The following is a 26,275-nucleotide window of genomic DNA, read 5'->3' as shown; positions in this document are numbered from 1 at the left end:
TTAGTTCACCCTTTCTAATTTTTCGTTGCTTGCTGCAATTAATAAGTTTAATTTGGTTAATGCTTTTCCAGAGTCAATGCTATGTGTTGCTAGTTTAATTCCTTCTTCAATCGTTTCTGTTTTTCCATTTGCAAAAAGGGCTAGACCTGCATTTAATAACACTGTATCGCGGTAAACACTCTTTTCTCCACTCAATACGCCGACTGTAATCTTTGCATTTTCTTGTGAATTCCCCCCTCTAATTTCTTCATTTTTCACTCTTGAAAAACCATAATTTTCTGGATCAATATTCATTTCTACTATTTCATTATCTTTTAAAAGGACTACTTGATTTTCCCCTTGTAATGACGCTTCATCTAAAAAACCACTTCCATTTACGACAAGCGCTTGTTTCCGGCCTAACTTTTGTAATACTTGTGCAACTGGTAATAACATATCTCGTTTATAAATACCGACAAATTGTGTTTCTAAATTCACTGGATTTGTTAAAGGACCAATTAAATTAAAGATTGTCGGCACGTTTAACTCTTTTCTTATTTTCATAATGCGCCTTAGTGCTGGATGCATTGCTGGTGCAAATAAGAAGGCAATGCCCACATGCTCTAGTAAATAATCAATCTCGTTTGGCGTACTACTAATATTTACACCTAGTTCTTCTAATAAGTCTGCACTTCCTGTTTTACTAGAAACGGCACGATTACCATGTTTTGCAACCTTTACACCTGCTCCTGCCAGTACGAATGCTGATGTTGTGCTAATATTAAACGTTTGAGCACCGTCACCACCCGTCCCGCAATTGTCCATTGCTCCTTGTATATGGTTCGAAAACGGCAATGCCTTTTCGCGAAGAGCTCGAACGAGACCGTATATTTCTTCTGCAGTTTCACCTTTCGCTTTCAGTAAGACTAAGAAAGCTGCAATTTCACTTTCTAATATGTTTTCACTTAATAAAAGTAGTCCTGCTTTATACATTTCCTCTTCTGTTAAATGTTGACCCTCCACTAATTTACGAAGATAGTTATTCATACTCTTTCCTCCTCTTTTACTTCTGTTAAAAAGGCACGTATTAACTTTCCGCCTTCTTCTGTTGCGATTGATTCCGGATGAAACTGTAATCCGAAGAGCGGATAATAATTGTGACGGACTGCCATTATTTCTCCGTCGTCCATCGCTGTCGCTAATATGTCAAAACAATCTGGCAAGCTCGTTTGCTCTGCAACAAGGGAATGATAGCGCATCGCCGTCAGCGGCTGTGTAACGTATGAAAAGATTGACGTTCCGTTATGTTTCACACGCGATGTTTTTCCGTGTTTAATACGTTCTGCTCTAACAATGTCTCCTCCAAATGCGGCTATGATCGCTTGGTGGCCAAGACAAATCCCTAATATGGGAACGTTCTTATAAAAATGACGAATCACTTCGATACAAATACCAGCATCCTCTGGTTTTCCTGGTCCTGGTGAAAGCACAATTCCTGTTGGATTCATCTCTTCTAGCTGTTCTATCGTTATTTGATCATTTCTTACGACTACAATATCTTCTTCGTATTCACCTAACAGTTGATACAAGTTATAAGTAAATGAATCATAATTATCAATTAGTACAATCATTTCATTACCTCCAATAGCGCTCTCGCTTTATTTAATGTTTCTTCATATTCAGCTACTGGATCTGAATCGTAAACGACTCCTGCTCCGGCCTGAACGTATGCTTTTTCATCCTTTACGACCATCGTTCGAATGGCAAGTGCCATATCAAGATTCCCTGAAAAACTAACGTATCCAACTGCTCCGGCGTATACGTTTCTTTTTTCATTCTCTAGCTCATTTATAATTTCCATCGCTCTAATTTTCGGAGCTCCAGAAACTGTCCCTGCTGGTAAGCAATACGCTAACGCATCAAATCCGCTCGTTTGTTTTCGCAATGTTCCGTAAACTTCAGATACAATGTGCATAACGTGAGAATATTTTTCTACTTTCATATATTTATCTATCGTCACGGATCCAATTTCACTCACTCTGCCAATATCATTTCGCCCAAGATCTACAAGCATCATATGCTCCGCTCGTTCTTTCTCATCTTCCAACAGTTCTTTTTCGATTTCCTCATCTTCCCTCTTCGTTTTCCCCCTCGGCCTCGTACCAGCAATTGGATTCGTCATCACTTTATTCTCCCTTACTGATAGCAAACTTTCCGGTGAAGAACCGAGTACAACATAATCTTGAAAATCGATATAGAACATATATGGTGATGGATTTGCAATTCGAAGTTTTCGGTATAACGCGAATGGATCACCAATACATTCACTTTGCAAACGCTGTGACAGTACGACTTGGAATATGTCCCCAGCTCTTATATGTTCTTTCGCCATTTCTACCATCTCACAAAACTCTTTTTCCGTTATAGAAGAAGTGAATGATAATGTGGATTGTATTGCATTTACTTCAGCTTCTTCTCCTTGTAGCACTTCCTCTTTGTATACTCGTAGCCTTTCGTATACTTCCTCATAATCTGCTGAATCATCTTCCCTGCATACATATACAAACGACAACTTTTGGCGTAAATGATCGTAAACGATAAACTCACGATATAGTAAAAGGTGTACTTCCGGAATATTTAATGGGTCGTGTAAATCCGCTCCAATGTTTTCATACTGCCGAATGACATCATATCCAATATAACCAACTGCTCCTCCGCAAAATGGAAATGGGCTATCTACTTGTGATGATGCGATTACTTCTTCTAACACTTGTAGTACGTTACCTTTTAACTTTTCTGTTTGCCCATATATCATTCTTTCTACTTCCGTACCAACGCTTGTCACCTCTCCATAAGGATTACATCCTAAGTAAGAATAACGCCCTTTATCTTGATGAAGCTGTGAACTTTCTAATAAAAATTTCTTCTTCCCTTTCATACGTCTATATAAAGAAATTGGCGTAATGCTATCTCCTTCTTCTTCAGTGATTACTAAAAATGTCTTTCTCTCTCTTTTTTGTTTTATAAATTCTTCTTTCGTCATCATGTCCTTCACCTCACTCTGAAAAATAAAAAAGTCCCCTACATATCGAAAATATGTAGAGGACGATAAATATACCGCGGTACCACCTCGTGTTGGATGCAAAAGCATCCCGCTTTGTTCAGGTACAAAATTTATACCTTATCCTTGTAACGGCGGAACCCGGGTTGCCTACTGAAAATAATTGTTCAGCATACCTCTCGTAAGCCCATTCCGTATATGGCACCGTACCGGGCTCCCACCTATTCCCGGCTCTCTGTAACGTCTCCAATATACGTACTCTTCTTACTTAAACGATTTCATTTATTTAATTTTTTATACACAAAAAGGGAGTACTCATCCTATAGAAAGGACGGGTACTCCCGTGGTGCCACCTTAATTCGTTACAAATGTAACGCACTTTACCGTATCAAAAACAATACGTGTCTCTTGTATCGATGAGATCATGTCGCCAAAGCCTACTTCTTTCGTTTCGGTTTGGAAGCTCCGAAGCCCATTCCACATCAATTCCATACTGATTCGCACCAACCATCAGCTCTCTGACATGTTCATCATGTGTACTCTTCTTCATCAACGCTTGCATTTTTTTAAGTTGCACTTATTATAGACCTGACTTTTTTCACAAGTCAATACTTTTTTAAAAAATTTATTTTTCTTTCCTTTCAATATTATATTGACAAAACAACCTCTTTTTATGTAAATATAATAAATACTCTATTAAAAATAAGGTTTTTTGTATGAATATTATATATTAAAAAAGTAAAATCACATCAAAAAACGCTTACATTTCTGAAAATTCATATTTCTATATGGATTTTTCAGAATAATCATGATAGATTATAAAGTGAAACTTTAATAAGTGGGGGTTTTGTTCATCCCCCACTTATTATTAGTTGAACTAATCGGGCATTTACGGGCAGTTGATCTCCCACCTAACTTCCTTGCCCATCCAATTTTAAGGTGGGAGTTTTACTGCCCGTTCATGCGGGATAAATATGCATAACGCATCAAAAGACATGACAAAAGAAAGGGGAACTACATGAGTACGCAGATGTTAATTTTAACTTCTATCTCTATTTACATGCTCGGGATGCTAATTATCGGCTATTTCGCTTATAAGCAAACATCCAACTTAACAGATTATATGCTTGGCGGGCGTACACTAGGCCCCGCAGTAACAGCATTAAGTGCTGGAGCAGCTGATATGAGTGGTTGGCTTTTAATGGGCTTACCCGGTGCAATGTTTAGCGTTGGATTAAGTAGTAGCTGGATTGCGATTGGCCTAACATTAGGCGCATATGCAAACTGGCTTTATGTCGCTCCTCGCTTACGTACCTACTCTGAAATTGCAAATAACTCTATTACTATCCCAGAATTTTTGGAACACCGTTTCCACGACAAATCCCATATGCTACGTTTAGTATCTGGACTTGTTATTATGATATTTTTCACGTTTTATGTAGCTTCAGGATTTGTCTCTGGTGCTGTATTATTCGAAAATTCATTTGGACTCAATTACCATGTTGGTCTTCTTATCGTTGGTGGAGTTGTCGTAGCTTACACATTATTTGGTGGATTTTTAGCTGTAAGTTGGACAGACTTCGTGCAAGGAATCATTATGGTAGTCGCTCTTATTCTTGTTCCAGTCGTAACAATTATGCACGTAAATGGACTTGGTCCAGCATTTGAAACAATTAAATCTATCGATCCGGCATTATTAGATATTTTTAAAGGTACTTCTGTATTAGGAATTATTTCATTATTCGCATGGGGCCTTGGTTATGTTGGACAACCACATATTATTGTACGCTTTATGGCGATTTCTTCTGTAAAAGAAATTAAAAGTGCACGACGTATTGGTATGAGCTGGATGATTTTCTCTGTTGCTGGAGCTATGTTTACTGGCCTTATCGGTATTGCATACTATTCAAAAGCAGGTTTAAAACTTTCTGATCCAGAAACGATTTTCGTTGAACTTGGCACTATTTTATTCCATCCACTTATTACTGGATTTTTATTAGCAGCTATTTTAGCAGCTATTATGAGTACAATTTCTTCTCAACTTCTCGTTACTTCGAGTGCAGTAACAGAAGACTTATATAGAACATTCTTTAAGCGTGATGCTTCTGATAAAGAACTTGTATTTGTCGGTCGTATGGCTGTTCTTGTTATTGCTTTAATTGGATGTGCATTAGCACTTAAACAAAATGATACGATTTTAGCTCTTGTTGGATATGCTTGGGCTGGGTTCGGTTCTTCATTCGGACCTGCTATTTTATTAAGCTTATATTGGAAACGTATGACGAAATGGGGCGCGCTTGCTGGTATGGTTTCTGGTGCCGCTACTGTTATTATATGGACTCAATTCAAATTCTTAAAAGATTTCTTATATGAAATGATTCCAGGTTTCGCTATTAGTTTACTAGCTATCGTAATTGTTAGTTTACTAACACAACCTTCAAAAGAAGTTGAAGAGCAATTTGAGAATTTCGAAAAACAACATAGTCATAATCTATAAAGGGAAAGCTCTGCTGTTATCGTATCAGCAGAGCTTTCTTTATATCAAAGTTCGACGATCTTCTGCTCGAATTTAACAATTTCTTTATGTTTCGTTAAATTAAACGTAACACTACTCCTTTATAGTATTCCTATCAGCACTTATACAGAAAGGGGACTCCAATATGTTAGCAGCTTTCCAGCAACAACAAACACGAAAATTTTCACCTATCACCAATACTTCTGCGTCTTGTTTGAACATACAACCTAATCCACCTAAAATTACAATTGCTCCTTCTGTTATTTCAGTCATCGGTGTTCATATGGAAAAAAATAAGTTAAAAGTAAGAACTGGCCAAAGCACTGAGTTATCAGCTTCCGTTTTGCCAATGCAGGCAACAAATAAAGAACTTCTTTGGACGAATATGAATGCTGATGTTATCACACTGTATCCAAAGGGGGACACGGTAACGATTACTGGAAAAAGTGCAGGTAGAGCAGTCGTAATTGTCACAACTGCTGAAGGAAAGTTCCGTGACCTATGTATCATTCACGTACAACCTTATATGACAAATCCAAAGTAAAAGAGTGGCTACGAAGCCACTCTTTTACTTTATTTCAATGTGTGGATTTTTACTTTTAACAAGATTGATGAATTGCTCTTTATCTTTAGGAGAAATAATTTCTGTTTGATGTGCACCATAAACAATTTCAAGTCGATCAAATGACAATGCATGGGCTGCTATTGGATTTTTTGTATTTAAAACTTGTTTTATATCTCGTATAAATATGCGCTTTTTAACGAAACCTGATCTAATTGTAATTGTTTCTTCTCCGACGATGTATTTTGTCGAAAACCAACTCCAAATAAATAATATCGCTAATGAAATTGTAAAAAATAAAAGAAAATATTCTCTACCTGCAAATAGGGGAGCAAAACACGCTCCAATGACAACGAAAAAAATCGGATATAGCCATACATCTTTTTTTGATGGGAATTCCATTTCCTTCCCCCTTCCACACCCGTATTTATATAAAACAAAAAGAGAAGTATCACAACTTCTCTTTTCTCCTCTAACATTATAATTCCTGTGTATACGCCGGCTCGTTTACTACATTTTTTGCTGTTCGTTTTTGTTGCTGTAGTAAGAAAACAGATACACCAAATAATACGAGCATGCTACCGATAATTTGCATGGCATTTAGTCTTTCACCGAGTAAGAAGAACGCTAGTATAGATGCTCCAACGGGTTCTCCTAAAATACTCATTGAAATTGTTGTTGCATTTACGTAGTTTAATAACCAATTATTAATGACGTGTGACACTGTCGGGACAACCGCAAGTAAAAGAAAAACGGTCCAATCCCACTTCGTATAACCTGTAAAAGGCACTTGCAATACTATATTATAAATTCCCATAAAAATACCTGCGAATGCAAAAACTGTAAAGCTGTAAATCCAGTGTGATACTTTCTTTACTGTCGTTTGCCCGATAAATAAATAACCGACAACCGCTATTACACTTAAAAAGGATAATATATCTCCATAAATTGCTTGTTCACTTAGCCCTAAATCTCCCCAACCAATACACATTACGCCTAATATCGCAATTCCCATCGTTGCAATAGCTGAGTATGTTGTTCTTTCTTTAAATAAGAAAAAACCTCCAATTAAAGATACGATTGGTTGAAGCGCTAAAATAATCGTCGAACTCGCAACTGTCGTATGCTTTAAAGATTCAAACCATAATAGAAAATGAAGTGCTAAAAAGAAACCAGATCCAATTAAAAATCCCCAATCTTTTATTTGAATCTTACTAAACTCTTCCCGTTTTTTCCATACGATAGGCAGCATAATAAGTACGATAATCCATAAGCGGTACATACTTAAAATAGAAGATGGTGCTGAGGACATCTTTACAAAAACTGCTGCAAAAGAAATGGCAATTATAGAAATAGCTAATGGTAGTGCGATTGACTTTTCTTGTTTCAAATCCTGTCTCCCCTCTCACCTGTCAAAAATCCCACTTCATTATATCCGTTTTCTTTCGTGACTTAAATACTAATTTTTTAGATTCTTCGTACCATTATGGTAAAATAGAAATTAAGGCACCAATTAGTGAATATTTATTTCCTTTTTCACTACAAGCGTCGCTCTTACAATCGTTACAGTAAATTTTTATTTAGGGGGATCTACATGAGTCAAACAATAGGGAGAATTGAAGAAATTTCATTTTATAGCGCATCACTTCAAGAAGACGTTACACTTCTCGTTTATTTACCAGTAAATTACACACCACTGCACAAACATACAGTTGTAATTGCACAAGATGGTAGAGATTATTTTCAGCTCGGTAAAGCGCATCGTGTAATTGAGCGCCTTCGTGAAACTGAAGAAATTGACCGTACAATTATTGTCGGTATTCCATATAAAAATGTACATGATCGTAAAGAAAAATATTTCCCAAATGAAGTAAAAAATGCTGCATATATACGTTTCCTTGCTCATGAACTTGCACCATATATTGATGAAAATTATCCAACGTACCAAATGGGAAAAGGTCGTGTTTTAATTGGTGATTCTCTTGGCGGAACAGTTTCCTTTATGACTGCACTTATGTATCCGCATACATTCGGTAAAGTCGTTATGCAATCACCATTTGTGGATGAGACAGTAATGAACTTAGCAAAAGACTTCAAAGATCCACAAGCATTAGAACTGTATCACGTCATCGGCACAGAAGAAACGGCTGTAAAGCGTACTGATGGACAAGTATCTGATTTCGTAGAACCGAACCGTGAGTTAAATACACTTCTTACAGATAGAAATTTCATTACGCATTACGAAGAGTTTGAAGGTAATCATACTTGGAAATATTGGCAAACTGATTTACCAAAAGCCTTCTCTCATATTCTATCAATGAAATAATAGAGAGCAGTATTCAGAATAATTTGATATAATAGACGAAGAGATCTATTTATCTCAAAATCTAACTAGACTTACAAAGGGAGGAATTGGAACATGAAATTAGGCATTGTAATTTTTCCATCTAAAATGATTCAAGATAAAGCGAACGGATTGCGTAAGCGTTATGACCCACACTACGCATTAGTTCCGCCACATATTACATTGAAAACACCCTTTGAGACGCAAGATGAACAATTAGAATCGATTGTAAACGAGCTACATACAATCGCAGGTAAAACGAACCCTTTCACCCTTCATGTTGGGAAAGTCGGTTCATTCGCACCTGTTAATAACGTCCTTTATTTTAAAGTAGAAAAAACACCTGAACTTACTTTCTTAAATGAAGAAATGCATGGCGGGTTATTCACGCAAGAACGCGAATATGCTTTCGTACCTCACTTAACAATCGGACAAGGCTTATCAGATGCAGAGCATGCTGATGTATTGGGGCGATTACGTATGAAAGATTTCTATTATGAACAACCAATTGATCGTTTCCATCTTCTATATCAATTAGAAAATGGAACATGGACTGTACACGAAACATTCCATCTTGGAAAGGGGAACAACTAATTTGCACGCACAGATTGTACAAACGGACGAACAACTAAGAGATGCATTCTCTGTACGTAAACAAGTGTTTGTAAATGAACAACGTGTCTCTGCTGAAGAAGAGTACGATGAGTTTGAAGAAACTTCAACACACGTTGTTATATATGACAATGATGTTCCAGTTGGTGCTGGACGTTTTCGCACCCTTGATGGTATAGGAAAAGTGGAACGCATTTGCGTGCTAGGTTCCCATCGAAAAAAAGGCATCGGAAAAATTGTTATGGATGCGCTTGAAGCGTATGCAAAGGAAAATTCGCTACCAAAATTGAAACTTCATGCTCAAACACATGCTGAAGATTTCTATAAAAAACTTGGATATGTAACGAGTTCTGATGTATTTATGGAAGCAAATATCCCGCACGTCGTAATGATAAAAGAATTGTGATTTGAAAGCAGGAGGTGGCCCCTCCTGTTTTTTTACATTGCTATTTTCTTTTTCTTCCGCTAAAGTTAAATGTTGATGCTATAGTTTTGAAGGTGAATATATGACACAAGAAAAATTTTCACAAAAATCGTTAACACACGCTGATATTCCGCGTGCGACATATCATACTCCGAAAACATCTACCCATTTAATTATGGAAGAAGATGTAGATGCGGCTTATTTCCGCGCTCTCGAACAACAAAATGTTTTTTTAAACGAAAAACAATTAGAAGCCGTGCGCACAACAGAAGGTCCTGTTCTTACACTAGCTGGTGCTGGAAGCGGGAAAACATCTGTTTTAACAACTCGCGTTGGTTATTTAGTAAATGTAAAACAAGTTCATCCAAGAAATATTTTATTACTTACATTTACACAAAAAGCAGCTGAAGAAATCCGAAGTCGTGTTGCAAAGTTACCAGGTATGAATCATGCAGCAAGTAGCTACGTTGTTGCTGGTACATTCCACTCTGTTTTCTTAAAATTGCTTCGTAGTCAAGGGTATAATCAGCAAATTTTAGCAAATGAAAAACATAAACAAATTATGATAAAGAAAATCTTAAAAGAATTGCGTTTAAAAGACGATTATGATTCGGAAACGATCCTCGCGATGATTTCACTTGAGAAAAACAAATTAAATCGTCCGAAAGATGTAAAGGCGAAAACGCCAGTCGAACAAGAATTTAAAGAAGTATATGAACGTTTTGAAGAGGTAAAACAACGATACAATTATATTGATTTCGATGACATCTTATTGGAAACATATTATATGTTAGAAAATAATGCTCCTTTACTAACTCAATTACAACAACGTTTTCACTACATTGAAGTAGATGAGTTTCAAGATACATCCTATGCACAATATGAAATTGTAAAATTGTTAGCCACGCCAAGAAATAATTTGTTCATCGCAGGTGATGATGATCAAGCAATTTATGGCTGGCGAGGGGCAAGTCACCAAATTATTTTATCTTTTCCAAAAGAATTTGATAACACAACAATCATTGCACTAAATACGAATTATCGATCCAATCCCTTTATCGTCGGGCTTGGAAATGAAGTTATAAAATTAAATCAAGAACGTTTTGATAAAGAGCTATACTCCGTTCGCGAGGAAGGTGTACAACCTTTTTATGCAAGACCTGCTACAACTCTTGATGAAGCAAATCAAATTTTGCAGCTCATTCAAGAAAAAGTAGATAGCGGTGACCGAAACTATAAAGATTTTTGTTTACTGTATCGCACACATTCTGTAAGCCGTTCGTTACTTGATCAGCTTACCATTCATAAAATTCCGTTTATTAAACACGGGGCGAGCCAATCATTTTATGAACATTCTTTAATTAAGCCTGTATTAGATCATTTAAGACTCGTGATTGAGCCGTTTCGACTAGAATCACTTTCAAACATATTGCCGACGATGTATATCGGACGTGATGATTGTATTTCATTTATTGAACGTGAACAATGGAAATATGGTGAAGGCCGTTTTCCTTCTCTTCTTCATTTCTTATTATTAAATCCGAGCTTAAAACCTTTTCAAGTGCAAAAGGTAAATGAGCGCATCGATTTTATTAAATTTATTAAAGAATTAGAACCGAAAAAAGCATTAAAAGAAATCATACATGGTAAAGGAAAATATTTAGAGTACTTACAAAGTAACGATCGTTCTTCCTTTACGATGCATAAAGACATACAAGAAGAAATGTTGGAAGAATTAATGGAGTCTGCAACTCGTTTCACCGATATTCCAGCTTATTTACAATTTATCGACGAGGCGATTCAAGGTCAAAAGGAAATGGAAGCATTAAAAACAATGCCGCAAAAAGATGCCGTTTCACTTATGTCAATTCATAACGCAAAAGGCCTTGAATTTCCATGTGTCTTTTTACTTGGAGCGAGTGATGGAATCCTGCCCCATACTTCTTCTTTAAAAGATGCAAATGATCGTATTACGGAAACTTCTGAAGCGTTAGAAGAAGAACGCCGATTACTGTATGTCGCCATTACACGTGCGAAAGAAGAGCTTTACATTTCTTCTCCGCAATTTTTCAGAGGAAAGAAATTAGATATATCTCGTTTTTTATATACTGTGCGAAAAGATTTACCTGAAAAGACATCCACTAAATAAGGATGTCTTTTTTTATATCACATTATGTACATCCCTCCTATATAAATTCCTTGTTTTTATCGTGAGAATTAACGTAATATCAGCCATATCCCACTCATATTGTAATAGTGTATGTCAGAACTCACGATAAGGAGTGAACATAATGAGCTGCAATTGTAACGAAGACCATCATGAACATGATTGTGATTTCAACTGTGTATCGAATGTCGTTCGCTTTATACATGAACTGCAAGACTGTGCAACAACAACATGTGGATCTGGTTGCGAAGTTCCATTTTTAGGTGCACATAACACTGCATCAGTAGCTAATACACGTCCTTTTATTTTATACACAAAAGCCGGAGCACCTTTTGAAGCATTTGCACCATCAGCAAGTCTTACTAGCTGCCGATCTCCAATTTTCCGCGTAGAAAGTATAGATGATGATGATTGTGCTGTATTACGTGTATTAACTGTAGTATTAGGTGATAACTCCCCTGTACCACCTACTGACGATCCCATCTGTACGTTTTTAGCTGTACCAAATGCAAGATTAGTATCAACCTCTACTTGCATTACTGTTGATTTAAGTTGCTTCTGTGCGATTCAATGCTTACGCGATGTTACAATTTAAAACTAAATAATGCGTTAAGTATGGATTGGGTGGCAGATAATTCTGCCACCCAATCCATGCTTAACGAGTATTATTATGTAAATTTCTTAAAATTGGGAACTTGTCTAGAACATAGAACCTGTCCTTTTCATTAACTGAAAGTAGAAACAGATAAAGGAGTGAAAAACATGTTCTCTTCTGATTGCGAATTTACTAAAATTGATTGCGAGGCAAAACCAGCTAGTACACTACCTGCCTTCGGTTTTGCTTTCAACGCGTCTGCACCTCAGTTCGCTTCACTATTTACACCACTACTATTACCTAGTGTAAGTCCAAACCCAAATATTACTGTTCCTGTAATAAATGATACAGTAAGTGTTGGAGATGGTATTCGAATTCTACGAGCTGGTATTTATCAAATCAGTTATACATTAACAATTAGTCTTGATAATGCACCTGTTGCACCAGAAGCTGGTCGTTTCTTCTTATCATTAGGTACGCCAGCTAACATTATTCCTGGATCAGGTACAGCGGTTCGTTCTAACGTTATTGGTACTGGTGAAGTAGACGTATCCAGCGGTGTTATTCTTATTAACTTAAATCCTGGTGACTTAATTCAAATTGTACCAGTTGAGTTAATTGGAACTGTAGACATCCGTGCAGCAGCATTAACAGTTGCACAAATTAGCTAGTAAAAAGCGGTATTTCTAATACAGAAATACCGCTTTTTATATGTATAATAAAAAACACTCACAGTAACATGAGTGTTTCATTCTTCATAGTGTTTTATTGTGTTCTTCTTTTTCCCACAATTGCATCCCTTTTTCTTCACAAATCCTTGTTGTTGTAATTGTTCTTGATATGCCTGTTGTTGTGCATGGTGCTGTTGCTGTATTTGATACCACTGCTGCAGGTCATATGAATTTTGCCTAGGATTATTGCTCACAGCAAACATCTCCTCTACTGTCAATTCTGTCTATTTACTATATGAACAACTCTTTATTTCCGTTCCCTCATTCTTTTAAACTCCGCTTTTTCTCTTATTATGAAAATATATTATTCTCCCATAAAATATCCTGTAATCGTTTCAATGATTGCTGCTGCTCCTGCAATAGCTAATAATGCAAGTAACGGCTCCGCAACGATAGGAATCCAATTATATAAAACTAATAAAAAAGCACTAACCCATACACCTGTACACCAATAACAGCTTAATAATTCGCCAATCCACTTTCTTAATCCTTTACCTTTCACTTTTGTAAACGTTGATACACTTCCATCTGGCTCCGTAATCTCTAATTCATCAATAAATGGTCTTCGCAAAAAGGCTGTAATTTTATCATAAACAATTAAACGAGTGAGCCTAAAGGCTGCTAACGCGAAAATAAAAAATAAAAGCCAGCTTGTAAATAGCATAATTCCACCTTCCCTTATCTTCTTTCGCCTATTTAAAAAAAAAGGTCTTGAGATTGTGACCAAATCTCCTCGACTCCAATATCTTATTAATGTAAATACAAACAAGAAGATAAGGAGTGACATTAATGAGTTGTAACGAAAATAAACACCATGGCTCTTCTCATTGTGTAGTTGACGTTGTAAAATTCATCAATGAATTACAAGATTGTTCTACAACAACGTGTGGATCTGGTTGTGAAATCCCATTTTTAGGTGCACATAACACTGCATCAGTAGCAAATACACGCCCTTTTATTTTATACACAAAAACTGGAGAACCTTTTGAAGCATTTGCACCATCATCAAGCCTTACTAGCTGCCGATCTCCAATTTTCCGTGTGGAAAGCGTAGATGATGATAGCTGTGCTGTGCTACGTGTATTAACTGTAGTATTAGGTGACGGTACTCCGGTACCACCTGGTGACGATCCAATTTGTACGTTTTTAGCTGTACCAAATGCAAGATTAATATCTACAACTACTTGCATTACTGTTGATTTAAGCTGTTTCTGTGCGATTCAATGCTTACGCGACGTTTCTATCGTAAAGTAAACTAAAAAACTATTGGGGTGGTAGAAGCTTTCTACCACCTTTACATATTTAAAAACCGGCCATACTAATCGATTGGATATCATCTATAGACAACCTAATATCTCTCATGCTATTTTGCGGCATAATAGATACAATACCATTACGATACGATATGATCGATCCAACATAAGAAACTGTAGCTGTTTTTATTCTGCACCTTACTTTCGGAATGTAATGAGGGCGGTTTAATAAAAAATGAATTTTTTCATCATTATTCATATCCTTAAATGATTTATTATACGGAACAGTTCTTACTTGTTCTTGTTGTTCTTGTTGTTCTTGTTGTTCTTGTTGTTCTTGTTGTTCTTGTTGTTCTTGTTGTTCTTGTTGTTCTTGTTGTTCTTGTTGTTCTTGTTCTGCGTGTGCTTCTTTTTTCTCTTCTTCTATTTTTTCTTCCACTTGCTGCTCTTCTTGTTGTTCTTGTTCTGTTACCTCTTCCACAGCACTACTTACAATATTTTCATTTCTATTACTTTGCTCTTTTTGATCTTCATTTCCAAAGTTTGTCAGGATAATCCTTTTTATTTTCGGTGCAGTAAGTTCTAAACTTACTTGCGCAATATATAACAACGGTTTTCCAACTGTTGAACTTTTATTTTTATTCTTCACACTCGTCCCTCCCACTTCCATACGTAGCTGAATAAATTGTGTACTATTATAGTTATATTCATCACGTGGTAAGAACTTTCGTTAAAAATCGTTCTTTCTCAGAACAAATAAAAAGGACAATCTCAGCATTTAGAGATTGTCCTTTAAAAATTAATATTATATTTATCCTAGGATATGATACCCTGAATCAACATGAATGTTTTCTCCTGTTACACCGCGAGCTAAATCACTGAATAGGAATACTGCTGTATCGCCAACTTCTTCTGGAGTTGTTGTACGACGAAGTGGTGCGCGCTCCTCAATTTCTCTTAAGATTGAGTTGAAATCGCCTACACCTTTTGCAGATAACGTACGAATTGGTCCTGCAGAAATAGCGTTGACACGAATACCATGTTGACCTAAATCGTTTGCTAAATATTTCACGCTCGCTTCTAATGAAGCTTTCGCAACACCCATAACGTTATAATTTTTCACAACACGCTCGCCGCCAAGGTATGTTAACGTTAAAATATTTCCGCCTTCTGTCATAACTTTCTTCGCTTCTCTTGCTACAGCTGTTAAAGAGAATGCACTAATATTTTGTGCAAGTAAAAATCCATCGCGAGAAGTATCTACAAATTCGCCTTTTAAGTCATCGCGATTTGCAAAAGCAATACAATGTGCTACACCGTGAATAGTACCTACTTCTTGTTTAATTGTTTCAAAGCAAGCTGTAAGTTCCTCATCATTTGTTACATCACAAGGTAATACAAGTGATTCTTGTCCTTCTAATGTATCCGCTAATTCACGAACATTTCTTTCTAAACGTTCTCCTGCATATGTGAAGATTAATTTTGCACCTGCATTATGCAAAGAGCGAGCAATTCCCCACGCAATACTTCTTTGGTTCGCAACGCCCATAACAACAAATGTTTTCCCTTGTAATAGTTCCATGATATATCCTCCCAGAAATACTTATACTTGTTATTAGTACCTGATACTATAATTATAGTACCATAAAACCGCTTAAAGGCAAACAAAAAAGTCATTAACAGAAATTTGTTAATGACTTTTGGTTTCTATAAAAAAGCGCTCTAATCCTTCTTCCCAAGACGGCATTTGTAAAAAACCATTTAATCGTAGCATGTTATGTTGAAAGATAGAATATTTGGGCCTCGCAGCCGCAGCCCCGAATTCTTCCGTTGAAACAGGTAACACATTCACTTTCATATTTGTATACGAAAATATCTTTTGTGCAAATTCAAACCAAGAGCATGAGCCTCTGTTTGATACGTGGTATGTACCGTATAAAGAAGTATGAATGAGCTTATTAATAACTATATTTAAATCCGCCACATACGTAGGAGAGCCAACTTGATCCGCTACAACAGATATTTCATCTCTTTCTTTTCCTAATCGCATCATCGTTTTCACAAAATTATTTCCATATTTACCATATAGCCACGATGTGCGAACGATAAAATATTTATTATGTAACTCTTTGACGAACTGCTCCCCAGCATACTTAGAGGCTCCATATATATTTATCGGCGCTGGACTATGAAATTCATCGTATCCCTCTGGTCTGGCGCCTTGAAATACATAATCAGTACTAATATAAACTAGTTTCGCTCCTACTAATTGTGAAGCGACCGCTACATTTCGAGCTCCGATTGCATTTATTCTATATGCAAGATCCTGTTCTTTCTCAGCATGATCTACTTTCGTATAGGCAGCACAATGAATAATTATATGTGGTTTTATTTCTTGTACCACTTGTTGAATTCGGGATATATTTGTCACATCTAATAACTTTTTATCAAATGGATATATATCATATTCTTCAGAGTTTAACTCTTCAAATAGTTGCTTTCCTAATTGGCCGTTTGCTCCTGTTATGATAACCCTCTCTTTCATTTAACATGCCCCTTACTGGTCTTTTAGTAGTTTCCACCATTCCTTATTCTTTTCATACCATTTCACCGTCTCTTGTAATCCTTGTTCAAACGTATATTTCGGTTCCCAATCAAATTCATTCTTCATTTTCTCTGCATCAATCGCATAACGACGATCGTGCCCTAAACGATCTGTAACATATTCGATATCTTTTTTTGTTTTTCCTAAAAGAGTAATAATTTGTTCCACAACTTCTACATTTGTTTTTTCATTATTTCCACCTATATTATATACTTCTCCTACACGTCCCTTATGCAGAACAACGTCAATCGCACTACAATGATCCGTTACATGTAACCAATCTCTTACATTTAAACCATCACCATATAACGGTAGTTTTTTTCCTTCCAGTGCATTCGTAACCATTAACGGAATTAATTTCTCGGGATACTGGTACGGCCCATAATTGTTAGAACAACGCGTTACTATAACCGGTAAGTGATATGTTTTATAGTAAGATAGAGCTATCAGGTCCGCGCTCGCCTTACTTGAAGAATATGGACTATTTGGAGCTAACGGCGTTTTCTCTGTGAATTTCCCTATTTTCCCTAAAGAGCCATACACTTCATCCGTTGATACTTGCACAAGTTTTATATGCGAATATTTTTTAACTAGTTCTAATAAAGTGACCGTCCCAATTACATTTGTATCATAAAAAGGAATCGGATTTTCAATACTACGGTCCACATGTGATTCAGCTGCAAAATTTACAATCACTTGTACGTCTCGCTCTTTTATAATATGTTCTAATAGCTCTCCATTTTGAATTTCTCCTTTTGCAAAAGAGTAATTCGGGTGATTCTGAAGAGATTTTACGTTATTTAAATTCCCGCTATATGTTAATGCATCGTAATTAATAATTTTATATGTTTCATAACTTTGTAGCATATAATGAACGAAATTACTTCCAATAAATCCAGCCCCACCTGTTACTAATATATTCATAAACAACGCTCCTACTTAAAAACTATCTTCATATTCCTCTAGTAATGGTAATATCTGATCCTTATCGGACAATATAGGATCGGTTACTGGCCAAGGAATTGCTAAATCTTTATCTTCCCAAAGTAATCCTGAGTCATGCTCTGCGCTATAATATTCATCTACTTTATACATAACGATAGTATGCGGAACAAGGGTGCAAAATCCATGCGCAAACCCTTTTGGCACTAGTAATTGTCGATGGTTATCTGCACTTAAAATATACCCTTTCCATTGTTTAAATGTTGGTGATTTTTTTCGTAAATCAACGATAACATCATAAATTGCCCCTTGCATAACTTGAATGAGTTTCGTTTGTGCTTTCGGTTTTTTTTGAAAGTGTAGTCCCCGAATCGTTCCTGCCTTAGCCGAATAAGATACGTTATCCTGTACAAATGAATACGTAATCCCTAATGTTTCTAGCACCTGCTTATTATAGCTTTCTGAAAAAAAGCCACGCTCGTCTCCAAACAACCTCGGTTCTAACAATTTTGCATCGATAAAATTTGTTTCTACGACTTTCATATTCTCACCTATTCTCCGTTAAACTGTTTCCCAAAATCAATATCCCGTGCTAACGTATTCGCCTTTTGAAGAGAAGCATGAGTTCCCGCATCAGTCCACCAGCCGCTCATTTCATTATAAGTAAGTACCCCTCGTTTTAAATACCAATTATTTATATCTGTAATTTCAAGTTCTCCCCGTGCAGAAGGTTTTAATTCTTTAATATAAGAAAAAACTTTCGAATCATACAAATAAATTCCCGTAACAGCATAAGAACTTTTCGGCTCTTTCGGCTTTTCTTCAATTTCAACTATTTTTCGGTTTTGAATATGTGCTACGCCAAATCTTTCGGGATCTTCTACAGATTGCAAGAGCACTTTCGCACCTTCTTTTTGATTTGCAAACTCTTCAACATACGGAAGAATATCATCTGAAAAAATATTATCCCCCAATATAACTACCATACGATCATTCCCGACGAAATCTTCACAAAGCCCTAACGCCTGTGCGATACCGCCCGCTTTATCTTGCACACGATACGTAAAGGACACGCCAAATTCATGACCACTCCCTAAGAAGCTAACAACATCCCCCATATGCTCTTTACCTGTAATAATCATAATGTCTGTAATATCGCATTGTTTTAGCTTATATACCGCATGATAAATCATCGGATACCGACCAACAGGAAGTAAATGTTTATTCGTTACTTTCGTTATTGGATATAATCTCGATCCAGTACCACCTGCTAAAATAATTCCTTTCACTCTGCATCTCTCCTTTATGATGGAGATAATATATCTTTGTAATGTTCTATAAACACTTGCCGGTACTTCTCATATGTATCCGCATCAAACTCATCCCCGTTGTAATGAATACACCATAAATTTGCTTGATTTGGGATACCGATTAAATAACCAGCCCTTTGAAACTCTAAAGACTGTGACACATCATAAAAGTGAAACCCTTGAAACAAATCTTCTCGCCACGGAATATCATACTGCGTTGCCATGAATAAACCATCAATTGCCTGAACTGACAAAAATGGTTGATTACCATAAAAAACCTGATCTAAATTTAATAATTGATAATTCTGTCTTCTGTATTCAATCACTTTCCCTACTAAATTTTTTCCTTCCCACCATATCCCGTTATTCGGTAAAAACTGAGCCCCAGCGACTCCTATTAAACCAAGCTTTTCATTTTCTTTAAAAAGAGATATAAGTGTAGAAAACATGTCTCGATTAATAAGATATGTATCTTGATGTATATACACTTTGTATTTCGCTGGATATGAAAGGGCTCGGTTGTATGCACTTGCCATACTTTGTGCATCTCGTATCGGAAAAATTTGTACGACATAGCCAGGGGGAACAAAAATGTTTCTGATTTGGCTCTCACATTGTTTGAAAAGCTCTTCATTATTTACACAAACAACAACTAATATTGTATGATCTTTCATTTTTGTCCCCCCTTTTATTCTTCCTTATTTACCTCTGACATATAGTGTTCCACAAATATTTCCCGATACTTCTCATAGTTCGTCATATTCACATCAAAATGATAATGGATACACCAAGCATCGCGCTGTACAGGTACACCGACTGTATATCCTGCTTTTTTAAATTCAAATGATTGAGATACATCATAAAAGTCAAATCCGTCAAATAAGTCTTCTCGCCACGGAACATCATATTGTGTCGCCATTAATAAACCGTCAATACATTCTACAGGAATAAATGTTTTTGATTCGTGATACGGTTGTTCTAAACTTGCCATATAAAACAAATCATTCATATAACCAATGACCTTTCCTACAATTCCACGCCCTTCGTTCCATACACCAGTTGGAGGAACATATTGCGCTCCAACCATCCCAATCATACCAAGGTGTTCATGTTCCTCAAATAATTGAAGTAATCCGTATAAAAAAGCTCTATTTATAATAAAAACATCTTGATGTAAATACACTTTATACTTCGCTGGATGCGAAATGGCTTGATTGTATCCACTCGTCATACTTTTCGCATTTCGAATCGGCATAAATTGGACAATATACCCTGGTGGTACTAACAATTGCAATATATGTCGCACGCAGTTTGCATACAATTTCCGATCATTTATACATGTAACAAATAATATTGTTTTGTCTGCAGCACTCATAATTGTGATTTTTCAGCTTCAATAATATACTGAAATACAACTGTCTCAGCCATGAAGCCACTTCCAAGACGATATTTTTTACAAATTCCATATAACTCCTCAATAAGTGGCTCATACATTTTATGATCAACATATACACGATCTACTTTACTAATAACATATCCTGCTTTTAAAAACATTCTTAGCATTTCATTAAATGTAAAGAAACGAATATGTGTTTTATCTAATAAACCATATTCTGTATACGTCCAATTTCCGGCAAGTAAGGGAGCTAATACTGAAATATGAGCAACGTTTGGTATACTTGCTAAAATCACACCATTTTGCTTTATATATGGCTTAACCTTTTCAATCACAGCCCATGGATCAAATAAATGCTCTAATACATCTCCAAATAGGATGCAATCAAATTGCCCCTCCTCATAAGGAAGATCTATTTTTTCTATATCCCCTAAAATAACATGATCTAGTCTTTCTTTCGCTTTTTCTGCAGCCTCTGGAAATGCCTCGATTCCTGATACACGTGTACCATTTTCTTTAATAGCTGCTCCCAATGTACCGCTCGAGCAACCAATATCAAGAACTTCTTTCCATTCCTTTTTTATATGCTTTAATAAATTCGGATTCGCTGCATTATAATAATGCTCGGATTTTTCTTCATATAAAGAACTTTTTTCGCGATTCATTTCACACACTCCTTATGCAAATTGAATTAGAAATATAAATCTCATATGAATTCTATAAAGTGCAGATTTTGTTCATCCCCCACTGATTATTAGCCCGCAAATAGCTTTATAAAATTTTTTATCTATATTGGTTTCGTTACTGATACTCTAATATATAACCAATCTATTAGAGTTAGAATAACGATAAATCATTTCTAAAAAACGAAACCTATTACGCTTTATATGGTTTATCAAAAACTCCCCGAAAATATTTACGGTTATATTCAATTGCAGCATTATTCGGAACATAAGAAGCTGCTAATTCATTGTAATAATACGCTTTATCCTGCTCCCCTAACCTGCTATAACAAATACACATTTGTAAATAGGGTAGCCATGTGTAGCTAGCTGGACTATGAAAAGGACTTTCCGTTGCCATTGGTACTTCCGTTGCAAGTTTAAACCAAAATATCGCTTCATTATATTTTTCTTGTTCCATATATATATCCTATTCTTGTACAATTCTCTCCTCTAGGGACGTCATACCGAAACGACTTCACACAAGATTCGATTGCCTTCTCCCACATTCCGAGCTTCGCATAGCAATCTCCTAACTTACCACATGCATAAATTTTCTCTTCATACCATCCTTCGTCTTGATTAAGAAATGTTTCATAAAGAAGAACTGCATCATCATATTTTTGGTTATCCATAGATTCATTTGCGTAATAAAATAAATCCCTCGAACTCAATTCTTCCCCTGCAGCTACAGTATTTTGAAAAATTTTCAAATTACGATTTGTTACTTTTTTTTCTTTTTTATGTGTAATAGCAACTTTACTACTAAAAGTCTCACCAGCAATAGCTAAATACTCATGAACCTTTCCAAACCATTGAAATTGTTTTTCACGCTTTACAAGTCGATTTCTTTTTGTACAATATAAAGGTTTCCCGTTAGAATCCATCGCAAGATGATAAGGCATCGAAACAGCATCAAATTTAGGATCTAATTCTATTTTTAAGAGTTTCAATGCTTCTTGAGCATCTTCTAATAATACGTCATCTGCATCTAGCCACAATATATACTCTTGCGTCGCTTTTGAAAAAGAAAAATTTCTTGCTGCCGCAAAATCATCAATCCACTGGAAATCATATATGTTAGAAGTGTATTTCTCTACGATTTCTTTCGTTCGATCGACGGAACCTGTATCCACTACTATAATTTCATCCACAATTTTCTCAACTGTCTCTAAACAACGGGCTATTGTCTCCTCCTCATCTCGAACAATCATACATAAACTAATTGTAATTCCTTGCTTGTTCAACATAATCACCCTCTTCCAAATCAATCATATGTTATACATATACTAAACTTTCCATTTTTTTAAATTGTTCAAGTAGTTTAAGATTTCTTTTCAATAATTCAAATGTCCGTGTCATTTTCTTTCGGTTTTGCATCTACTATATAATGAACGCTTTATGGAGGTGAATTTATGTCAAATAATAATTATTCAAATGGATTAAATCCCGATGAATCTTTATCAGCTAGTGCATTTGACCCTAATCTTGTAGGACCAACATTACCACCGATACCACCGTTTACCCTTCCAACTGGGCCTACCGGACCTACCGGGCCTACTGGACCGACTGGACCTACTGGCGGAGGAACTGGAATAACTGGACCTACCGGGCCTACTGGTGACACTGGRGCTACTGGACCTACCGGGCCTACTGGTGACACTGGGGCTACTGGACYTACSGGGCCTACTGGTGACACTGGGGCTACTGGACCTACCGGGCCTACTGGGGCTACCGGACCTACGGGAGCTACTGGACCTACGGGGGCTACTGGACCGACTGGACCATCCGGATTAGGACTTCCAGCAGGATTATATGCATTTAACTCCGGTGGGATTTCTTTAGATCTAGGAATTAATGATCCAGTACCATTTAATACTGTTGGATCTCAGTTTGGTACAGCAATTTCTCAATTAGATGCTGACACTTTCGTAATTAGTGAAACTGGATTCTATAAAATTACTGTTATCGCTTATACTGCAACAGTAAGCTTATTAGGAGGTCTTACAATCCAAGTGAATGGAGTACCTGTACCAGGTACTGGATCAAGTTTAATCTCACTTGGAGCACCTATCGTTATTCAAGCAATTACGCAAATTACGACAACTCCATCATTGGTTGAAGTAATTGTTACAGGACTTGGGCTATCATTAGCTCTTGGTACGAGTGCATCCATTATTATTGAAAAAGTTGCTTAATTTTTTACTTAGCAGTAAAACTGATATCAGTTTTACTGCTTTTTCAATTTCAAATTCAATCATGAAACATTCGTTAGCTACATAATCATATTGTTGTATGACATTTTGCAGGAGGCACAAATATGGAAAGTAAATCTGCTGTTCAGCTTTATCTCGAATTGCTAAAGAAAACAATTTTATTTGAAATATGGTTGGAATATGAGGCATACTTACCCGCATCTCTACATATTTCGAAAGAACTAGAATTCGAACCCGTTACAGTCCCCCTCCCTTTATTCATTAAGCAATATGCCGAAAACCATAACTTAAAAATTGTAAAACCAAATGTTTCAAAAAGTGAACGTCATGATGGAATGGATTGGCCAAGAGCAGCACATAGCATGATTGGTCGAGAACGTATGAACCAATTACAAGAGGCAATGGAAACCGTTGTTCGTGAAAATATAGAGGGAGATTTTATTGAAACAGGTGTATGGCGCGGAGGATCATGCATTTTTATGAATGGTTTTTTACAAGCAAACAACATTACGAATCGTACTGTGTGGGTCGCAGATTCATTTGAAGGTTTGCCAGCACCGAATCTAGAACAATATCCAAAAGATTACGGTGATTATTTACACACATTCGATTACTTACGCGTCTCTTTAGAACAAGTACAAGAGAATTTTAAAAAATATGATTTACTAAATGATCAAGTGAAATTTTTAAAAGGTTGGTTTAAAGATACTTTACCAACAGCACCAATTGAAAAAATAGCAATTGCACGGCTTGATGGTGATATGTACGAATCCACCATGGATGGTCTCATGAACTTATATGATAAAGTTTCTAAAGGTGGCTATATAATTATCGATGACTACGGGCTACCGCCATGCGCTGAGGCTGTGACAGACTTTAGAAAGCAACGAAATTTAAAAGCCCCTATTACTAAAATTGATGTATTTGGCGTTTATTGGAGAAAAGAATAAACAAGATTTAATCTATAGGAGATTCCATTTTCACTCATTCTTCTCTTACTTCTAATCCAATTAAGTATTTCTTTTGTGGAATCTCCTTACATATAACAATTGTTTTCCTTTGTTCTCTCACTACAAATTGAAAATTTTATTAATAGAGTGACTGCATATTCTCACACAAGAAAGGGGTATACTCATGAGCGAACTTAACAAAGAAATGACTTTACTCCCCCCTCCTGAACTCGTCCAATATGTAGGTGGCGACTTCAAAAAGGTGGGAAAAGAGTTCCTAAAGCATTTTATTCAAATTGGCGCTTTAAAATCAAATGAAAAAGTATTAGATGTAGGCTGCGGCGTCGGCCGAATGGCTGTACCATTAATGAATTACTTAAATGATGATGGAGCATATTATGGATTTGATTTGTTTAAAGATGGAATTACTTGGTGTCAAAATAACATTTCAACTATGCGTAATAATTTTCACTTTGAACATGTTGACATATACAATCAATTCTATAATCCAGAAGGAAAAGAAGATGCCTCTCAATATCGTTTTCCCTATGAAGACGGAACATTCGATTTTATCTTTTTAACTTCTGTATTTACACATCTTCTTCCAAAAGAATTAGAACATTACGTATCTGAAATTGTACGTGTATTAAAAAAAGACGGGAGATGTTTCATTACATTCTTTCTAATAAATCCTGAATCGTCCTATTATTTAAATGCAGGACAAAGTACATTAGGTTTTTATCATCGAATTGAAAATTGCTACGTTGTAAATAAAGATATTCCCAATTTTGCAGTTGCTTATCCTGAGACAGATATTTGCAATCTATTGAATAAGTATGGTCTAGAAATAATCAATAAGCCACATTATGGTTTATGGTGCGGCAGACCAGAATATACAAGTTACCAAGATATTGTTCTTACAAAAAAAAGCTTCTGAAAGGAAGTTATGTATGGCGAGTGAAAAAAATCTACCTCTCGTTTCTATCCTTATTCCCACTTATAATCGACCCCATTATTTCAAAATCGCTCTAGAAAGTGCATTGGCACAAACTTATTCAAATATTGAAATCATCATCGGAGATGATAGTACAAATGATGAAACAGCAACTCTAATCCATGAACAATACTTACCAAATTATAAAAATATAACATACATTCGAAATATCTCTACTCTAGGACAATTTCACAATGACCTTATGCTCATAGAAAAATCAAATGGTGAGTATATAAATTTTTTAATGGACGATGACGTGTTTTATAAGCATAAAATACAAAAAATGATGGCCTATTTTGAGCAAGATTCCAATAAAGATCTTGCTCTTGTTACTTCTTATCGAGTACGTATTGATGATCATGGAAATCTAATCGGCGATGCCCATCCAACACAAAAGTTATATAGCGAAGATACACCATTAAACGGAATATTTTTAGGCGACTGGATGCTAAAGGCCGGCCACAACATTATCGGCGAACCTACAACTACTTTGTTTCGAAAGAACTTGCTCACTGAACCTTTTGGCACCCTTAAAGAGCGACAATATTCTTGTAGTGTTGATATGGCCTCATGGATTTCTTTACTTTCTAAAGGAAATGCAATATACATTTCTGAGCCTTTAAGTCAATTTCGCTACCATGCTGGACAACAAATACACAATAAACTACTTCAAGGTTGCGAAGATTTCACACACCTCGTTATAACAGCAAAAGAATATGGATTTTTACAAAATACTATAGACTATAGAACAGCTCTACTTAGTGCTTACAAATGGTGTAAAAGTTCCTTAAAATACTACCTTCATCAACTAGATATTTTTCCTGACGCACATGTACGTCTTGCCCATTGTTTGGATATAATTATTAAAGAGTTAAACAATTAAACTACTCTGCAAAA

29 protein-coding genes, 1 pseudogene and 2 other annotated features are annotated in these 26,275 nt (G+C 36.1%); of the genes and pseudogenes, 13 read left to right on the top strand and 17 right to left on the bottom strand.

Annotated elements, in window-relative coordinates:
- Genes trpD through trpE form a run of 3 tightly spaced genes read right to left on the bottom strand, consistent with a single transcriptional unit; the run spans position 1 to position 3,025 of the window.
- Positions 1-1,026, bottom strand: coding sequence for an anthranilate phosphoribosyltransferase (trpD, locus tag ASE54_RS18385; RefSeq protein ID WP_001067363.1), 1,026 nt, complete (start codon positions 1,024-1,026; stop codon positions 1-3).
- Positions 1,023-1,610, bottom strand: coding sequence for an aminodeoxychorismate/anthranilate synthase component II (locus ASE54_RS18380; protein ID WP_000636336.1), 588 nt, complete (start codon positions 1,608-1,610; stop codon positions 1,023-1,025). The genes trpD and ASE54_RS18380 overlap by 4 nt, the downstream gene beginning before the upstream one ends.
- Entirely contained in the window at positions 1,607-3,025 is a 1,419-nt protein-coding gene (gene trpE / locus ASE54_RS18375; protein ID WP_002083083.1) for an anthranilate synthase component I, read from the bottom strand. The genes ASE54_RS18380 and trpE overlap by 4 nt, the downstream gene beginning before the upstream one ends.
- A 52-nt stretch (positions 3,026-3,077) precedes the next feature.
- Positions 3,078-3,322 (bottom strand) — a binding site (T-box leader).
- Positions 3,323-3,364: 42 nt separating this feature from the next.
- Positions 3,365-3,602: a binding site (T-box leader), on the bottom strand.
- A gap of 456 nt (positions 3,603-4,058) precedes the next feature.
- Here trpE and putP point away from each other — a divergent pair.
- The gene (gene putP, locus ASE54_RS18365) at positions 4,059-5,537 is read left to right on the top strand and encodes a sodium/proline symporter PutP (protein ID WP_000107191.1); all 1,479 of its coding nucleotides are present in this window, start codon (positions 4,059-4,061) and stop codon (positions 5,535-5,537) included.
- Positions 5,538-5,700: 163 nt separating this feature from the next.
- Positions 5,701-6,099 carry an Ig-like domain-containing protein gene (locus ASE54_RS18360; RefSeq protein WP_000878727.1) on the top strand — a complete coding sequence of 133 codons (399 nt, stop codon included), beginning with the start codon at positions 5,701-5,703 and terminating at the stop codon, positions 6,097-6,099.
- A gap of 24 nt (positions 6,100-6,123) precedes the next feature.
- Here the strand turns inward: ASE54_RS18360 and ASE54_RS18355 are convergent, their stop codons facing one another.
- Together ASE54_RS18355 and ASE54_RS18350 are read right to left on the bottom strand one after the other, a co-directional pair.
- Positions 6,124-6,519 (bottom strand): PH domain-containing protein, encoded by a 396-nt coding sequence (locus ASE54_RS18355; RefSeq protein ID WP_000395656.1) that lies wholly within the window; start codon positions 6,517-6,519, stop codon positions 6,124-6,126.
- 76 nt (positions 6,520-6,595) lie between these two features.
- Positions 6,596-7,507, bottom strand: coding sequence for a DMT family transporter (locus tag ASE54_RS18350; RefSeq protein ID WP_000806947.1), 912 nt, complete (start codon positions 7,505-7,507; stop codon positions 6,596-6,598).
- 204 nt (positions 7,508-7,711) lie between these two features.
- Here ASE54_RS18350 and ASE54_RS18345 point away from each other — a divergent pair, with 204 nt between their 5' ends.
- The 6 genes from ASE54_RS18345 (at position 7,712) to exsF (ending at position 12,930) form a co-directional block, all read left to right on the top strand.
- Entirely contained in the window at positions 7,712-8,443 is a 732-nt protein-coding gene (locus ASE54_RS18345; protein WP_000084010.1) for an alpha/beta hydrolase-fold protein, read from the top strand.
- 93 nt (positions 8,444-8,536) lie between these two features.
- Positions 8,537-9,055, top strand: coding sequence for a YjcG family protein (locus ASE54_RS18340; protein ID WP_000765871.1), 519 nt, complete (start codon positions 8,537-8,539; stop codon positions 9,053-9,055).
- Between the two features lies 1 nt (position 9,056).
- A complete protein-coding gene (locus ASE54_RS18335) occupies positions 9,057-9,479 on the top strand; it encodes a GNAT family N-acetyltransferase (RefSeq protein ID WP_000543309.1) in 423 nt (140 codons plus the stop codon).
- A gap of 100 nt (positions 9,480-9,579) precedes the next feature.
- Positions 9,580-11,646 carry an ATP-dependent helicase gene (locus ASE54_RS18330; protein WP_000191213.1) on the top strand — a complete coding sequence of 689 codons (2,067 nt, stop codon included), beginning with the start codon at positions 9,580-9,582 and terminating at the stop codon, positions 11,644-11,646.
- A gap of 142 nt (positions 11,647-11,788) precedes the next feature.
- Positions 11,789-12,259 carry a spore coat protein CotY gene (gene cotY / locus ASE54_RS18325; RefSeq protein ID WP_001277697.1) on the top strand — a complete coding sequence of 157 codons (471 nt, stop codon included), beginning with the start codon at positions 11,789-11,791 and terminating at the stop codon, positions 12,257-12,259.
- 167 nt (positions 12,260-12,426) lie between these two features.
- Positions 12,427-12,930 carry an exosporium protein ExsF gene (gene exsF / locus ASE54_RS18320; RefSeq protein WP_000492933.1) on the top strand — a complete coding sequence of 168 codons (504 nt, stop codon included), beginning with the start codon at positions 12,427-12,429 and terminating at the stop codon, positions 12,928-12,930.
- Positions 12,931-13,007: 77 nt separating this feature from the next.
- On the opposite strand, the gene ASE54_RS18315 is transcribed toward exsF, so the two are convergent.
- Both ASE54_RS18315 and ASE54_RS18310 read right to left on the bottom strand, forming a co-directional pair.
- Positions 13,008-13,193 carry a hypothetical protein gene (locus tag ASE54_RS18315; protein ID WP_014894818.1) on the bottom strand — a complete coding sequence of 62 codons (186 nt, stop codon included), beginning with the start codon at positions 13,191-13,193 and terminating at the stop codon, positions 13,008-13,010.
- Positions 13,194-13,294: 101 nt separating this feature from the next.
- Positions 13,295-13,654, bottom strand: a complete 360-nt coding sequence (locus tag ASE54_RS18310; protein WP_000899662.1) for a DUF1360 domain-containing protein — start codon at positions 13,652-13,654, stop codon at positions 13,295-13,297.
- A 125-nt stretch (positions 13,655-13,779) separates the two neighbouring features.
- Between ASE54_RS18310 and exsY the strand changes: the two genes are divergently transcribed.
- Complete coding sequence (gene exsY, locus ASE54_RS18305) at positions 13,780-14,244, top strand: exosporium assembly protein ExsY (protein WP_001277743.1); 465 nt, start codon at positions 13,780-13,782, stop codon at positions 14,242-14,244.
- A 48-nt stretch (positions 14,245-14,292) separates the two neighbouring features.
- Here exsY and ASE54_RS18300 read toward each other — a convergent pair whose 3' ends face one another.
- From ASE54_RS18300 to ASE54_RS18250, 10 genes and pseudogenes are all read right to left on the bottom strand, one after another.
- Positions 14,293-14,913, bottom strand: coding sequence for a spore coat CotO family protein (locus tag ASE54_RS18300; protein ID WP_057187520.1), 621 nt, complete (start codon positions 14,911-14,913; stop codon positions 14,293-14,295).
- Between the two features lie 141 nt (positions 14,914-15,054).
- Entirely contained in the window at positions 15,055-15,825 is a 771-nt protein-coding gene (gene fabI / locus ASE54_RS18295) for an enoyl-ACP reductase FabI (RefSeq protein WP_000421885.1), read from the bottom strand.
- 108 nt (positions 15,826-15,933) lie between these two features.
- Entirely contained in the window at positions 15,934-16,788 is an 855-nt protein-coding gene (rfbD, locus tag ASE54_RS18290; RefSeq protein ID WP_000664662.1) for a dTDP-4-dehydrorhamnose reductase, read from the bottom strand.
- Between the two features lie 12 nt (positions 16,789-16,800).
- Entirely contained in the window at positions 16,801-17,772 is a 972-nt protein-coding gene (gene rfbB, locus ASE54_RS18285; protein WP_001024178.1) for a dTDP-glucose 4,6-dehydratase, read from the bottom strand.
- Between the two features lie 15 nt (positions 17,773-17,787).
- Complete coding sequence (rfbC, locus tag ASE54_RS18280; RefSeq protein ID WP_000869412.1) at positions 17,788-18,333, bottom strand: dTDP-4-dehydrorhamnose 3,5-epimerase; 546 nt, start codon at positions 18,331-18,333, stop codon at positions 17,788-17,790.
- Positions 18,334-18,341: 8 nt separating this feature from the next.
- The gene (locus ASE54_RS18275; RefSeq protein WP_000676159.1) at positions 18,342-19,079 is read right to left on the bottom strand and encodes a sugar phosphate nucleotidyltransferase; all 738 of its coding nucleotides are present in this window, start codon (positions 19,077-19,079) and stop codon (positions 18,342-18,344) included.
- A 14-nt stretch (positions 19,080-19,093) separates the two neighbouring features.
- Complete coding sequence (locus tag ASE54_RS18270; RefSeq protein ID WP_000651525.1) at positions 19,094-19,774, bottom strand: glycosyltransferase family protein; 681 nt, start codon at positions 19,772-19,774, stop codon at positions 19,094-19,096.
- A gap of 14 nt (positions 19,775-19,788) precedes the next feature.
- Positions 19,789-20,475, bottom strand: a complete 687-nt coding sequence (locus ASE54_RS18265) for a glycosyltransferase family protein (RefSeq protein ID WP_001271181.1) — start codon at positions 20,473-20,475, stop codon at positions 19,789-19,791.
- Positions 20,472-21,161 carry a class I SAM-dependent methyltransferase gene (locus ASE54_RS18260; RefSeq protein WP_001078436.1) on the bottom strand — a complete coding sequence of 230 codons (690 nt, stop codon included), beginning with the start codon at positions 21,159-21,161 and terminating at the stop codon, positions 20,472-20,474. The genes ASE54_RS18265 and ASE54_RS18260 overlap by 4 nt, the downstream gene beginning before the upstream one ends.
- A 211-nt stretch (positions 21,162-21,372) precedes the next feature.
- Positions 21,373-22,468: pseudogene (locus ASE54_RS18250) on the bottom strand (glycosyltransferase family 2 protein).
- 165 nt (positions 22,469-22,633) lie between these two features.
- Between ASE54_RS18250 and ASE54_RS18245 the strand changes: the two are divergent.
- From ASE54_RS18245 to ASE54_RS18230, 4 genes are all read left to right on the top strand, one after another.
- Positions 22,634-23,416, top strand: coding sequence for an exosporium leader peptide-containing protein (locus ASE54_RS18245; RefSeq protein WP_057187521.1), 783 nt, complete (start codon positions 22,634-22,636; stop codon positions 23,414-23,416).
- Positions 23,417-23,538: 122 nt separating this feature from the next.
- Positions 23,539-24,384 (top strand): TylF/MycF family methyltransferase, encoded by an 846-nt coding sequence (locus ASE54_RS18240; protein ID WP_000444387.1) that lies wholly within the window; start codon positions 23,539-23,541, stop codon positions 24,382-24,384.
- A gap of 184 nt (positions 24,385-24,568) precedes the next feature.
- Complete coding sequence (locus ASE54_RS18235; protein ID WP_001292844.1) at positions 24,569-25,321, top strand: class I SAM-dependent methyltransferase; 753 nt, start codon at positions 24,569-24,571, stop codon at positions 25,319-25,321.
- 13 nt (positions 25,322-25,334) lie between these two features.
- Positions 25,335-26,261, top strand: coding sequence for a glycosyltransferase family 2 protein (locus tag ASE54_RS18230; protein ID WP_000135606.1), 927 nt, complete (start codon positions 25,335-25,337; stop codon positions 26,259-26,261).
- Positions 26,262-26,275: the final 14 nt, after the last annotated feature.

Source organism: Bacillus sp. Root131 (genome assembly GCF_001429475.1).
Taxonomy (GTDB): domain Bacteria; phylum Bacillota; class Bacilli; order Bacillales; family Bacillaceae_G; genus Bacillus_A; species Bacillus_A thuringiensis_S.
Note: the sequence above shows the minus strand (reverse complement) of the source record. Positions and strands in the feature narration are given on the sequence as shown.

What these genes read in the sequence shown, in the direction of transcription:
- ASE54_RS18265 (WP_001271181.1), bottom strand. Translation starts at nt 20,475, where the DNA reads ATGAGTGCTGCAGACAAAACAATATTATTTGTTACATGTATAAATGAT.
- ASE54_RS18340 (WP_000765871.1), top strand. Translation starts at nt 8,537, where the DNA reads ATGAAATTAGGCATTGTAATTTTTCCATCTAAAATGATTCAAGATAAA.
- trpE (WP_002083083.1), bottom strand. Translation starts at nt 3,025, where the DNA reads ATGATGACGAAAGAAGAATTTATAAAACAAAAAAGAGAGAGAAAGACA.
- rfbD (WP_000664662.1), bottom strand. Translation starts at nt 16,788, where the DNA reads ATGAAAGAGAGGGTTATCATAACAGGAGCAAACGGCCAATTAGGAAAG.
- ASE54_RS18235 (WP_001292844.1), top strand. Translation starts at nt 24,569, where the DNA reads ATGAGCGAACTTAACAAAGAAATGACTTTACTCCCCCCTCCTGAACTC.
- ASE54_RS18230 (WP_000135606.1), top strand. Translation starts at nt 25,335, where the DNA reads ATGGCGAGTGAAAAAAATCTACCTCTCGTTTCTATCCTTATTCCCACT.
- fabI (WP_000421885.1), bottom strand. Translation starts at nt 15,825, where the DNA reads ATGGAACTATTACAAGGGAAAACATTTGTTGTTATGGGCGTTGCGAAC.
- rfbC (WP_000869412.1), bottom strand. Translation starts at nt 18,333, where the DNA reads ATGAAAGTCGTAGAAACAAATTTTATCGATGCAAAATTGTTAGAACCG.
- ASE54_RS18300 (WP_057187520.1), bottom strand. Translation starts at nt 14,913, where the DNA reads ATGGAAGTGGGAGGGACGAGTGTGAAGAATAAAAATAAAAGTTCAACA.
- ASE54_RS18260 (WP_001078436.1), bottom strand. Translation starts at nt 21,161, where the DNA reads ATGAATCGCGAAAAAAGTTCTTTATATGAAGAAAAATCCGAGCATTAT.
- exsY (WP_001277743.1), top strand. Translation starts at nt 13,780, where the DNA reads ATGAGTTGTAACGAAAATAAACACCATGGCTCTTCTCATTGTGTAGTT.
- ASE54_RS18380 (WP_000636336.1), bottom strand. Translation starts at nt 1,610, where the DNA reads ATGATTGTACTAATTGATAATTATGATTCATTTACTTATAACTTGTAT.
- ASE54_RS18310 (WP_000899662.1), bottom strand. Translation starts at nt 13,654, where the DNA reads ATGCTATTTACAAGCTGGCTTTTATTTTTTATTTTCGCGTTAGCAGCC.
- ASE54_RS18315 (WP_014894818.1), bottom strand. Translation starts at nt 13,193, where the DNA reads ATGTTTGCTGTGAGCAATAATCCTAGGCAAAATTCATATGACCTGCAG.
- cotY (WP_001277697.1), top strand. Translation starts at nt 11,789, where the DNA reads ATGAGCTGCAATTGTAACGAAGACCATCATGAACATGATTGTGATTTC.
- trpD (WP_001067363.1), bottom strand. Translation starts at nt 1,026, where the DNA reads ATGAATAACTATCTTCGTAAATTAGTGGAGGGTCAACATTTAACAGAA.
- ASE54_RS18345 (WP_000084010.1), top strand. Translation starts at nt 7,712, where the DNA reads ATGAGTCAAACAATAGGGAGAATTGAAGAAATTTCATTTTATAGCGCA.
- ASE54_RS18270 (WP_000651525.1), bottom strand. Translation starts at nt 19,774, where the DNA reads ATGAAAGATCATACAATATTAGTTGTTGTTTGTGTAAATAATGAAGAG.
- rfbB (WP_001024178.1), bottom strand. Translation starts at nt 17,772, where the DNA reads ATGAATATATTAGTAACAGGTGGGGCTGGATTTATTGGAAGTAATTTC.
- ASE54_RS18330 (WP_000191213.1), top strand. Translation starts at nt 9,580, where the DNA reads ATGACACAAGAAAAATTTTCACAAAAATCGTTAACACACGCTGATATT.
- ASE54_RS18240 (WP_000444387.1), top strand. Translation starts at nt 23,539, where the DNA reads ATGGAAAGTAAATCTGCTGTTCAGCTTTATCTCGAATTGCTAAAGAAA.
- putP (WP_000107191.1), top strand. Translation starts at nt 4,059, where the DNA reads ATGAGTACGCAGATGTTAATTTTAACTTCTATCTCTATTTACATGCTC.
- exsF (WP_000492933.1), top strand. Translation starts at nt 12,427, where the DNA reads ATGTTCTCTTCTGATTGCGAATTTACTAAAATTGATTGCGAGGCAAAA.
- ASE54_RS18355 (WP_000395656.1), bottom strand. Translation starts at nt 6,519, where the DNA reads ATGGAATTCCCATCAAAAAAAGATGTATGGCTATATCCGATTTTTTTC.
- ASE54_RS18360 (WP_000878727.1), top strand. Translation starts at nt 5,701, where the DNA reads ATGTTAGCAGCTTTCCAGCAACAACAAACACGAAAATTTTCACCTATC.